At 54.4% G+C, this 11,974-nt stretch carries 7 protein-coding genes; 4 read left to right on the top strand and 3 right to left on the bottom strand.

Annotation, left to right across the window (positions count from 1 at the left end; translation table 11 throughout):
• The first annotated feature begins 14 nt into the window (after positions 1-14).
• The 4 genes from DKW72_RS10050 to DKW72_RS10035 all read left to right on the top strand — a co-directional run bounded on the left by DKW72_RS10050 (position 15) and on the right by DKW72_RS10035 (position 5,279).
• Positions 15-1,460 carry an ankyrin repeat domain-containing protein gene (locus tag DKW72_RS10050; protein WP_198411304.1) on the top strand — a complete coding sequence of 482 codons (1,446 nt, stop codon included), beginning with the start codon at positions 15-17 and terminating at the stop codon, positions 1,458-1,460.
• A gap of 211 nt (positions 1,461-1,671) precedes the next feature.
• Positions 1,672-2,340, top strand: coding sequence for a response regulator transcription factor (locus DKW72_RS10045; protein ID WP_111642222.1), 669 nt, complete (start codon positions 1,672-1,674; stop codon positions 2,338-2,340).
• 3 nt (positions 2,341-2,343) lie between these two features.
• A complete protein-coding gene (locus DKW72_RS10040) occupies positions 2,344-3,744 on the top strand; it encodes a sensor histidine kinase (RefSeq protein ID WP_111642221.1) in 1,401 nt (466 codons plus the stop codon).
• Between the two features lie 188 nt (positions 3,745-3,932).
• Complete coding sequence (locus tag DKW72_RS10035) at positions 3,933-5,279, top strand: CitMHS family transporter (protein WP_332835790.1); 1,347 nt, start codon at positions 3,933-3,935, stop codon at positions 5,277-5,279.
• 103 nt (positions 5,280-5,382) lie between these two features.
• On the opposite strand, the gene DKW72_RS10030 is transcribed toward DKW72_RS10035, so the two are convergent.
• The 3 genes from DKW72_RS10030 to DKW72_RS10015 all read right to left on the bottom strand — a co-directional run bounded on the left by DKW72_RS10030 (position 5,383) and on the right by DKW72_RS10015 (position 11,964).
• Positions 5,383-6,918: a glyceraldehyde-3-phosphate dehydrogenase gene (locus tag DKW72_RS10030; protein WP_111642219.1), complete on the bottom strand. Its 1,536-nt coding sequence runs from the start codon at positions 6,916-6,918 to the stop codon at positions 5,383-5,385.
• A gap of 67 nt (positions 6,919-6,985) precedes the next feature.
• Positions 6,986-8,674, bottom strand: coding sequence for a phosphoenolpyruvate carboxykinase (ATP) (gene pckA, locus DKW72_RS10025; protein WP_111642218.1), 1,689 nt, complete (start codon positions 8,672-8,674; stop codon positions 6,986-6,988).
• Positions 8,675-9,432: 758 nt separating this feature from the next.
• Positions 9,433-11,964, bottom strand: coding sequence for a TonB-dependent receptor (locus DKW72_RS10015; protein WP_111642216.1), 2,532 nt, complete (start codon positions 11,962-11,964; stop codon positions 9,433-9,435).
• Between the last annotated feature and the right edge of the window lie 10 nt (positions 11,965-11,974).

Here is an 11,974-nt window from a genome sequence, read left to right as displayed (position 1 = left end):
CGATGGAGTCAATGATGAAAATAGAACATAACGTTTCTTCGCGAAACAAGAAAAGTGTATTGTCGATGTGCTTTCCGACACGCCGAAAAATCAGCGCGTTAATTGTCGCGGCCGCAGCCGCCGTGTCGGCTTCCGCTTTTGGTTCATCAACAGATAACGATCTGATCAAGCAGGATCATTGGTTTGAACCGGTGACCATTGAGATGATTCAGGAACAGCTTGATGCAGGCTTCGACATCAACGAAACCAACCGCTCGGGCTCATCAATCATCGTAAGGGCAGGGAATGCCATGGCCGGTGAAGATGTCTGGGAGTTCCTGATTGAGAAGGGCGCCAAGATGAATGTCCCTCAGCTTGAAGACCGCCCGGCGATATTTTGGGTGTCCAAGGGAGGCACGGCCGAGGCCGTTCGTCAGGTTCTCGCCCAGCCGGGTGTGGATGTGAACCATCTGGATATTGTCAAGCGCAACTCGTTTGCCCATGCGGTTCGTCTACAGCCAGACCTTGAGGTTTTCAGAGAGCTGATCAAGGCGGGCGTCGATATTAACCTTAAAGACAGAAACGGCCGTACCGCGATGCATGAAGCCGCGATGCGCTCGCGCTATGTTCACGTGTTCGAGTTTTTTCACTCGCTCGGGCTCGCCTATGACGATATTGATAATCAGGGGTGGGATGCATTTTTGAATGCGGCCTGGCGCAATCCCTCATTCGACGTTGTTACGCACCTGGCGAAACACAGCGATATCAACAAGGTCGGCAGGGACGGGCAGAATGCCGCCATGCTGGCTGCGGTCAACAATCCGAATGTGAAGGTTCTGGACTGGCTTCTGGAGCAGGGGCTCAGCGTTGACGGTACAGACAACAATGGTGCCACGGCGCTTATCCGCTCAGGACGAAATAGCGCCGAAGTGGCCGCCAGACTTTTGGAAATGGACCAGGATGTCAACGCCACTGACAACAATGGCACTACCGCTTTCATTCAGGCCGGTCTCGCCCAGCTCCACGGCCCGGCGATCATCCGGCTGCTTGCCGATGCGGGTGCTGACGTGCACGCGGTCAACGACAATGGTGTCAATGCCTTGATGAATGCCCTGGGCAATGGGCATGTCTACAAAGGCGGCCCCAAAATGATCAAGCTGTTGATGAATGAGTACGGTCTTAAGCCTACCGAGGGTCTTTCGGACGGTTCCACAGCACTGACAATTGCAGCGGGCGCCGACCAGTCGGTCGAGATTCTGCGGCTTCTTGTAGAAGCGGGCGCTGACGTCAACGCGACCAATGCTGACGGCATGACGCCGCTGATGATCTATGCGGCCAGGACCTATAACTCGGGCGCTATGGAGTTTCTGATCGAGTCGGGTGCGGACACGTCTGTTAGAAATCCTGATGGAAAAACCGCCAGTGATCTCCTGAAGACCAATGAGCACTTTATGAAGAATCGGTTACTGGGCCTGATGTAAATACGGGTCGCCGTCTATCGCCGTAACTCAGTGTCCCACCTGGCTTCCTCTGTTGCCAGGTGGGGCGCGCATGATTGCAGAGGGCTTGGTAGTCGGGTCAACCTCATCGATAAATTCGTTACCAAGCCATTGTTTTTATTACCATTAGTGACTTCATTGACCTTTCAAAGCAAACGTCTTAGTCTAGTCATGTATTGAAAAGGCATGCTATATGGCTCGGGTGCTTTTGATTGAAGACGACGTTTCACTCTCCCGGGGGATAGTTGCATCCCTCTCCGGACACGGGTTTGCCATTGATCCGGCCTTCGACGGAAAAATGGGTCTCACGATGGCCAGTGACCAGCCCTACGCCATCATCATCATCGACATCGGCCTTCCTGATATCTCTGGCTTCAAGGTACTTGACCGGTTGCGGGCCAGCGGAAATGCGACACCAATACTGATTTTAACGGCCAGGGACGCGATAGAAGACCGGATTCAGGGGTTGGATAGAGGTGCCGACGATTATCTGTTGAAGCCATTTGAAACAGGAGAGCTCGCCGCTCGCCTGCGCGCGCTTCTCAGGCGTCCACAAGGAGACCCGACACCCTCCCTTAAAATCGGAAACCTTGTGTTCGATCGCTCCCATGGGACTGTCCACGTAAACGACCGGTTGATCGAGCTCCGTCACCGCGAATGGCTGGTGCTGGAGCGTCTGATTGTGAACGCCGGTAAAGTGGTATCCAATGACAGGCTGACAGCCGAGGTTTTCAATTTCAACGACAGTGTCAGCCCTAACGCTATTCAACTGTATATCGCCAGGCTCAGGAAAAAACTGGCGCCGGATGGGCCCCGTATTCGTACCCTGCGCGGTCTGGGTTATCTATTGGAAGAAGAGTAAAAGGTGTATCACAGTTACCTGGGTCTCACACGCCGTCTACTGCTTGTACTGATTGTACCGACCGCTGCCTTGGCGCTCATTCTGGGCGCGGGCGGTATCCTGGTGATTGACCGAATAGTCGAAGGGGTGAATGACAGGGTACTCGGCGCGTCTGCAAGAATTATTGCTGAAACCGTCGCCATCGAAGACGAACAGATTACCTTTGATCTCCCTCCCTGGGCGCTCGGTATGCTCGAGACCGATCTGCGCAACAATGTTTATTACAGTGTCAGAGAAGGCCAGGAGCTGGTTTCAGGTTACGATTTACCAAAAGCTGAATCGTTGTCCGATAGGGATGGCGAGGTAACTTTCAAGTATGCCAATTTTCGTGGCTTTCCTGTTCGCATTGCATCGACCCGGGAAAGAGTCTCTCTTATCCAACCCCCCGTGGTCATCCAGGTAGCGGAAACCCTGGACACTCGCGAAGCACTCAGGCAGCGCATGATTGTGGGGCTTGTATTTCTGGAAGTACTTCTTATCGGACTTATTGTGCTGTTGCTTCCCCTCGCTGTCAGATGGGGCCTCCAACCCCTGAACATTCTCAGGCAGAATATCGAGCGCCGGTCGTCCAGAGACTTGACGCCTATAGCCCTGGATCAGGTTCCCAGTGAACTTCACGAACTGATCACCGGGTTTAACAGTCTATTGAGCCGTGTTGAGCGGGCTATCGAGACGATGCGTCGCTTTACGGCTGACGCCGCTCACCAGATGCGAACGCCCCTGTCCATTCTGAAAACACACTTGTCACTGATAAAACCGGAATACATTAACGACCAACCGGCGAAACAGTCACTTGAGGATATACAGGCGGCTACCGCACACCTCCAGCGTCTGCTGACCCAGTTGCTCGCCTTGGCGCGAGCGGACGAAGCAAGCAAAGGCACCGCTATTCGCATGGAGCACACCAATATTGTCCAGTTGGCGCGGCTTGTCGCTGAAGAGATTGCGCCGGTCGCGGTGCGCGCCGACATCGATTTACATTTTGAAGCGCCTGACGCCAGCCTGACCGTTGTCACTGAGCAGACCCTGGCTTCCGAACTTCTGACCAACATTATCGACAATGCCATTCGGTATAACCAGCGCGGTGGCCACGTCAGTATCAAGCTCACGTCGGCTGATTCGGGCGTTATCGTGGTCATTGAAGACGACGGCCCCGGGATCGATCCGGCCTACCGGCAAGCCGTATTCAGCCGATTCTACCGCCTGGATCGGGACCACCCTCGCCAGGGCAGCGGCCTTGGCCTCGCTATCGTGAAAGAAACCGCAGAAAGGCTGGGTGTCAAGGTCCGATTGCTCGACCCCCGTGCGAGCAGTCATGGACTTAGAGTCGAAGTCATCTTTCCCACTTCGCAGCCATTGGCGTAGTTTCGCGACAATATCACCCCACTATCATCTGTCTTCCAGAAGCCCCGCGTGGCGACAGCGTTCTGACAGGTTCATTGAATACAATGAATCAAGCTGTCTCGGCTTTAATAAATACTTAATTTCCGTGATTATCCAACCAAGGACCATAAGATTCAGGCTCTAAGCAGCCATTCCGAGACGAAAAAGCGATAAATCCGGAAATAGTCGTTTCAGGGGTGGTTTCAATGTTGACGCTTATAGGCCTGCTGACAGTACTGACGATAGTACTTCTGTTGGTCCTCAGAAAAGTAACGCCTATTGTGGGCCTCACGCTGATTCCTTTCTGCGGGGCGGTGCTTGCCGGCTTCGGGTTCGATGAGATCGGCGCATTCTTCACGACCGGTCTCGGGTCGGTGGTGCAAGTCGCCACCATGTTCATTTTCGCGATTATCTTTTTTGGTGTATTGCAAGACGCCGGATTGTTTAATCCCCTGGTTCGCTTCCTGGTCAAGATATCGGGCGGCAATGTCATTTCAGTCGCGATTGGCACCGCCATCGTGGGCATGCTTGCACATCTGGACGGCGCGGGAGCGACGACTTTCTTGCTCACTATTCCGGCGTTGCTTCCGCTCTACAAACGCTTGGGAATGAATCCCTATCTAATGATGATGCTCCTCGCTACCGGGGCGGGTATCCTCAACCTGATGCCGTGGGCGGGCCCTGTCGGCAGAGCCGCGGCGGTGTTCGAGATGGACCCCATTGACGTTTGGCAACCGCTCATTCCCGTGCAGGCCGTGGGGGCTGTTTTGCTGGTCGTTTTCGCCGGGCTGTTTGGCATTCGTGAAAAACGTCGGATTGCCAAGGGTGGCGGTATGCCTGTAGAGGACGACAGTCCCTATGAGCCCGCTGTTGATACCGCACCAGAAGACGCTGAGCTTGTCAGGCCCAAACTACTGTGGCTCAATTTCGTTGTGTTTTTGGCGGTGCTGACCAGTCTGGTCACCGGCATCTTGCCGTCAGCCTACATTTTCATGCTCGGTCTTGGGGTGGTCCTGCTCCTCAATTACCCGTCGGTCACCATGCAGATGGAGCGGATCAAAGCCCACGCGCCCAACGCGCTCCTGATGGGCGCCATCATCCTGTCTGCCGGCAGCCTTCTGGGGATACTCAACGGTACCGGCATGTTGCGTTCAATTGCCGAGGATATGGTGTTAATACTGCCCGATTCCGTTATCCCTCATCTTCATTTGATCATCGGCGTATTCGGCTTGCCCCTGGATCTTCTCCTGAGTACGGATGCCTATTACTTCGCGCTGCTGCCCATTGTTGAGCAGATCGTCGCCACTCACGATGTGCCCACAACCAGCACCATTTATGCGCTGATCATCGGCAACGTTATCGGTACATTCTTGAGCCCATTCTCACCGGCGCTTTGGCTCGGTCTGGGGCTCGCCGGCCTTGAGATAGGCAAACACCTGAGGTACTCATTCATCTGGATGTGGATCTTCTCGTTGATACTCATGGCGTTCGCCATACCCATTGGTCTTATTCCATAGGTGGATCTCTAGGCCAACCGCAGAGCGCCTCCCTGAGCAGGCACAAAAAAAGCCCCGAATCTCAATGATCCGGGGCTTTCTCAATGTTACGAAAAGATCTTCCTTAGGAGGTGATCTCGGAAGGCTGTTGCGGCGCATCGACGGCATCATTCCTTGAGCCGGTCGAAGATCCCTTCGGGCCCAGGGCGGGGAGTGTGGGATAATGAATACCGGCCATTTCATTCATGACCCGAACCACCTGCGTACTGTAGCCAAACTCGTTGTCATACCAGATGTAGATTACGCAGCGGTCACCCTCGACGATGGTTGCCTGTGAATCGACGACCCCCGCGCAGCGCGAGCCAACCAGGTCGCTTGAAACGACTTCGGTTGAGCTGGTGTAGTCAATCTGATCCTGCAGGTCTGAAAACAGCGCAGCCCATTGCAAATGACTGTTCAGGCGCTCGCGGTCTACTGACTTGTTCAGGTTCAAAGAGAGCAGGGCCATGGACACGTTGGGTGTGGGCACACGGATCGCATTGCCCGTCAGCTTGCCTTTCAGCTCGGGTAACGCCTTGGCGACGGCGCTGGCGGCGCCTGTGGACGTGAGCACCATATTCAAGGGCGCCGCGCGGCCGCGGCGATCGGCAGAGTGGTAGTTGTCGATCAAGTGTTGGTCGTTGGTGTAGGCGTGTACAGTCTCCACGTGGCCATTCAGAATACCGAACTCATCGTTGATCGCTTTAAGTACCGGCGTGATGGCATTGGTGGTACAGCTGGCGGCGGAGACAAACTTGTCTTCGGCATGGATCATCTGCTGATTGACGCCAAAGACGATGTTTTTCACCTCGCCTTTGGCGGGTGCGGTCAGCAATACCTTGGCGGTGCCAGGGGCGCGGAAGTGAATACTCAAGGCTTTGTCATCTTTCCAGATACCGGTGTTGTCGATGATCAGTGCATCGTGGATTCCGTGCGCTGTGTAATCGACGTCTTCCGGTGATTGGGCATAGATGACTTTGATGAAAGTCCCGTTGGCCTTGATGCCGTGGTTCTCATGATCAATGGTAATGTTGCCATTGAACGGTCCGTGAATAGAGTCGCGACGAAGTAAGCTCGCGCGTTTCTCCAGATCACCGGCTTTGCCCCCGCGCACCACGATGGCACGCAGGCGCAACTTGCTGCGCGGACCGGAGCTTTCCAGCATCAAGCGCGCCACCAGGCGGCCAATACGACCAAACCCGTACAGCACCACATCCGTAGCCGGAATTTCGTCTGCTTGATCCAGAATCGCTCGCAACTCACGTTCAATGTAATCTTGTAGGGAGCGCTGAGGCGCCGCGTTTTTGTACAGAAACGCATAGGCCAGTTTGCCAATGTCGACCCGGCCGGGTGCCAGATTCAAACGGCTCACAATTTCCAGTACGGGAAAACTTTCCCGCAACCGCAGTTTTTGCTGTTCATAGCGTTCAACCGTTTTATGGGCTTTCACGATATCGATGGTTGTGGCATTGACGAGGGAGCGGCCGTAAACAAGAATTTCCACACCCTTGTTGCGGTAGAGGCGGCCGACCAGCGGCTGCATACTTTCGGCGTACTCCACTCGCTCCTGCCAACTTTTCTGATACTGCTCTGCATGGTGGCCCGCGTAAGGCGAAGACATGTTGGGGTTCCTTAAATTGGACAATCATCAGTCGTCGAAGCTGAGCCGCAGCAGACGCTACGGCCACTCATATCCGGTAGCACTTGCGGGCCAGATAACTGGCAGACATATCGGAGTAGCCGTGCCCGGCAATGTTGCTATCTTCAAGCTGTGGGCCGGCGTCTACCAGGCTTTGTCCGTGCGGCGTATCCGTAAATTTGGCAAAGTTGGTAATGAACCGCTGGGCCAGATCCTGTGCTTTTCGGTCCCACGCGCTGGGATCACTGTAGGTGTCACGGGGATCAAGGATACCGTCATTGACGCCACCAAGCGCCGTGGGAATGGACAGGTTAAAGTAGGGCAGGTTAGTCGCCTCAATATCGTCGAGGCTACCATCCAGGATGGCATCAATAATCGCCCGTGTATCCGCAATGGAAATTCGCTTACCCGTGCCGTTCCAGCCGGTATTGACCAGATACGCCTTGGCGCCGGCGGCATCCATGCGCTTGACCAACTGCTCGGCGTACTGGGTCGGGTGCAGGCTTAAAAAGGCGGCACCAAAGCAGGACGAAAACGTCGGTGTCGGCTCCGTGACGCCGCGCTCGGTGCCGGCGATTTTGGCGGTGAAGCCAGATAAAAAATGGTACTGCGCCTGCGCGTTGGTCAACTTGGCCACCGGAGGCAATACACCAAAGGCATCGGCGGTCAGGAAAATAATCCGTTGCGCGTGACCTGCCCTTGAGATTGGCTTGACGATATTGTCAATATGCTCGATCGGGTAAGACACCCGAGTGTTCTGGGTCTTGCTGCCATCGGCGAAATCGACGCTGCCGTCCTCGCGCACAACCACGTTTTCCAACAGCGCGTCAGCTTTGATTGCCCGGTAGATATCGGGCTCTTTCTCCGGGTCCAGATCAATGGTCTTGGCGTAGCAACCGCCTTCCAGATTAAACACGCCCTCATCGTCCCAGCCGTGCTCGTCATCGCCGATCAGGGCGCGCTTGGGGTCGGCTGAAAGCGTGGTTTTTCCGGTCCCGGAGAGACCAAAAAAGACCGCAACATCGCCCTGTTCGCCGACATTGGCGGAGCTGTGCATGGAGGCAATACCTTGCAGGGGCAGCAGGTAGTTCATCATGGAGAACATCCCCTTTTTCATCTCGCCGCCGTACCAGGTACCTCCGATCAGCTGCATTTTTTCGGTCAGGTTAAAGGCAACGTAGGTCTCTGAATTCATGCCGTGGGTCTGCCAGTGCGGGTTGCTGGCCTTGGCGGCGTTCAGCACCACGAAGTCCGGCTCGAAATTTTCAAGCTCCTGATCCGTCGGGCGAATGAACATGTTTTTGACAAAGTGCGCCTGCCAAGCGACTTCCATGACGAAGCGCACGCTCAGGCGACTGTTTTTGCTGGCGCCACAGAAGGCATCGACGACGTACAGTTCTTTGTCCGACAGCTGGTCGGTACTCAGTGTTTTGAGTTCCTTCCAGACATTCGGATCAAGCGGTTTGTTGTCGTTGGGCGAGCTGGGCGAATTCCACCACACCGTATCGCGACTGGTGTCATCCATAACAATATACTTGTCTTTGGGCGAACGGCCGGTATAGATACCGGTATCAACATTGACGGCGCCAAGACGGGTGAGGACGCCTTTCTCGTACCCTTCGAGCGCGGGGTCGAGTTCTGCTTCGCGCAACAGCTTGTAGGAGGGGTTGTAATGGATCTTCCCGCTCTTGGTGATTCCTAAGGCCTCAAGGTCGTGCTTTATTCTGTCGGTATTCATGGACTTTGGTTCCTGGGTCGTGGTCTATAAATGACAAAGCCCGGCGAGCTGCCAGGCAGCCTGAGTGAAAATCTGCGGCAATAGATCTACATCTATTTCCGGGTATCTTTGGATGAATGTAAATCGCCCTGATGTCGTCCCTCGAGATACCTTTGCCACTTTTTCAGAAGGTAGGCCTCCTCCATCATTTTCACATTCTCGTTCTTGAGTTTGTGCTTTTTCGATAACTCTCGATCTCTCACCGCTCTTATGTTCTTTATGAAACTAACTTGCATCTGACGGTCCTCTTATTTTTCTCTTCCCGGTATTTCTTATTGTACTGGGGCGACACAGGCGCCACGTAGCAAGGGCGGACACGCCCCATGCGATTGCCCGCGACTGACTGGTTGCCTGATAACTATCACTCTAACAAGATCCCTCTGTCATCAAGCTGTCACGGCTCGACGCTATCGCCGATAATTTTTGACCCGCAAAGGTAGGGCGTGCAGGCCTGAACCCGTCGGCATAAGGGAAGGGGAATGATTATGCACAACGCCAATCGCCAAGAATAATTGATACTTTCCATTGAAGGCATCTACAAAAACAATACAAAGGTCACCATTAGGTAGGAAGTTGCAGCTGGTATTGATGGAGCTGCAAGTACAGTAAGTCGAGGCGCTACGTAAAAAGGATTCCTAGTTGCAATACGGCCGAAGTCTTATGGTCACAAGGAACCTATTCGCGGCGGCGGATGAAAACCCACCGCCGCGGTTCATGAGCTAAAAGCGTACCGTTGCACGCACACCATAGGTTCTCGGCGGTTGGTACGCCGATGAAGTGACATTGCCCGCACCGAGTTGATAGGTCACAGGCACGGCTTCATCCGTCAGGTTTCTGACATAAGCGGTGACCGACCAGGCCCTATCGCCCGGCGACAAAGTCAGGGACGCGTCGGCGGTGAGGTCGCTTCCACTGTTGCCACCGGGGAGATAATTAAAGCCAATGACTCGATCGCCCCGATATCGTCCGTCCAGTGTGGCTGCCAGCTCGTAATCGCCAAGTTCAATAATCTGCTGAACACCCAAGTTCACTGTCCAGGTTGGCGAATACAAAGCCTCGCGCCCCGAGCAATCAACGATAAATTCCCGAACTGGCTCCATAACCTGTGTCGTATTACAACCTGTAACCGGCGTCAGAAAATTTGGCGGATCTGAAGCATCGGACAGGTCGATCTGATTGAATTGGAACTTATCGTAAGTCGCATCCAAATATTGGATTGCTCCTCGAAATAACGTGTACTCCCCAGCGGCGAACTGGAAGTCAACGTCGACACCCTGAATCGTTGATTCGCCCACATTTCTGCTGAAGAAAGCGTTGTTGCCCTCCGCATCAAGTCCGAGGGCCGCCAATTGCTGGCCGTTATATTCCCAATGGAACAACTCGACATTCACCTCAAGCCTGTTATCAAGGAACCGGTTTTTAGACCCGATCGTAAAGGCATCGATAAATTCAGGCTCGTACTCTTCGCGGCCGAACGTAACATTGAAGCCACCAGACCGAAAGCCCGTTTCATAACTTGCGTAAAGCAGGTTATCCGGCGTAGCGTCAAATTCAAGTGCTGCACGCCAAGTCACTTCTTCGTCGCCTCCGGATGCGTTGATCGTGAACGGCCTTACCGCAAGAATGGCTCCTGGCCCAGACTGCTCCGGCTCGAAATAACCGATAGGACCATACGGGTAGGCGCCGGTAATCGGGTTGCCGTCAAATGGCGATCTCGCCGGGAACAACGCCGGATCAAGGGCCGCAATCATCTCTTCAAGCGTGAGAGCAGCAGGCAGGGTAGGCACGTGAGCACAGCTCGGCGGTCTTCCCTCTGGATCCTCCAGACACACACCCGCTGTCGCAGTCGCGGCCGCATCGATGGAACGGCTTTCGTCTGTATAGCGCACACCGCCGACTACTCTTAGCTGATCAGAAAGGTGCCATGTTGCCCGACCAAAAATCGCGGTCGATTCCGTGTTTGAGTCGAAAGAGTTATGCGTAACTGTGGAAAACTGGTTGTAGGCATTTACGCCCTTCACATTCTCGTCGAAATAGTAACCACCTAAAAGCCAGTCCACTTGACCTATTGTTCCTGAGAGGCGAGCTTCTATACTTGCCTGCTTGGCGGTATCCTGATTAATAGCAGCCTTGAAGGGCGGGCCGTTGAACTGATTGTCCAACTCGGATTCCCTGTAGGCGGGAATCACTACCAGATCGGCAAAGCCGAGAGCGAAATTCAGTTCAGCATTGACTCCCCAATAGGTATCGTTCCGGAAGGGGTAGGCATAGCCTTCGAGCGGCGAGAACAGCGGCGCTGCAGTGGCGTTATTTCTGATAAACTCCAAGGTTTGCGGGGAATGCAAGCCGGTGTAGTCTGCAGTCACATTGTCCGGCGCAGCAATAAATGTGTAATTTGGAACAGGATTGTTGGGTGAAAAAGGGGTAAGCCTATAGGTGCCATGGACATTGAGACCCGCTCCTGTGCCTTTTTGCGTCGAATAGTCTGCCGACACGCGCACATTGATATTTTCGTCCACCTCGACGTAAACCTGACCACGCAGCGCGAGGTCCTCTTCCGACGAGGTGCCATCATCAAAGTAGCCGTCATGCTGCGTATGAGAACCCGCGAAACGGAAAGCAGCACTTTCTCCGAGCGGCAGGTTGACGAAGCCTGACGCGTCGACAGCGTCATAGCTGCCATATCCGGCAGTCAATTCACCACCAGTCTCTCCCAGCTTGGGCTTGGCGGGTATGACGTTGATGGCGCCACCGGTAGCATTTCGACCATAGAGCGTACCCTGCGGGCCCTTCAGAACTTCGACTCGCTCAATATCGAGAAATGATGCAACTGTTGAAGACGGGCGCCCAATGTAAACGCCGTCGATGTTAAATGCGATTGCAGGGCTGGTATATCCGTTGTTGGTAAAGTTGCCGACACCGCGCACGAAGTACCCGGTATTGGCACCACCACCTGCAGTCACGTACAAGGCCGGTGCGATGCGGTTGAGGGTAGTGGCGTTAACGACGCCAACGCGGTTCAGTTCCTCGCCAGTCGCAGCATTGATGGGTATGGCTGCATCCTGCAGAGTCTCCTCGGTTCGCTGCGCTGTCACCAGTACTTCTTCGATGACTCTTCGACTTGCTGCCATTCCCTGCGTCGCTTGCTGGGCCTTTTCCTGTGCTACGTCCTGCGCTACCACCGGCATCGCGAGGGCCGCCCCAGAGGCCAGTACAACAGCGAGCCTGTTTTTCTTCATTGATTTACTCATGGTGCACCTA

Origin of the sequence: Marinimicrobium alkaliphilum (genome assembly GCF_003259155.1) — a bacterium.
Taxonomy (GTDB): domain Bacteria; phylum Pseudomonadota; class Gammaproteobacteria; order Pseudomonadales; family Cellvibrionaceae; genus Marinimicrobium_A; species Marinimicrobium_A alkaliphilum.
This window is presented reverse-complemented; position numbering and strand designations above follow the sequence as displayed.

Excerpts from the sequence above, each read along its gene's own strand:
- DKW72_RS10050 (WP_198411304.1), top strand. The coding sequence starts at position 15 with ATGAAAATAGAACATAACGTTTCTTCGCGAAACAAGAAAAGTGTATTG.
- DKW72_RS10045 (WP_111642222.1), top strand. The coding sequence starts at position 1,672 with ATGGCTCGGGTGCTTTTGATTGAAGACGACGTTTCACTCTCCCGGGGG.
- DKW72_RS10030 (WP_111642219.1), bottom strand. The coding sequence starts at position 6,918 with ATGTCTTCGCCTTACGCGGGCCACCATGCAGAGCAGTATCAGAAAAGT.
- pckA (WP_111642218.1), bottom strand. The coding sequence starts at position 8,674 with ATGAATACCGACAGAATAAAGCACGACCTTGAGGCCTTAGGAATCACC.
- DKW72_RS10015 (WP_111642216.1), bottom strand. The coding sequence starts at position 11,964 with ATGAGTAAATCAATGAAGAAAAACAGGCTCGCTGTTGTACTGGCCTCT.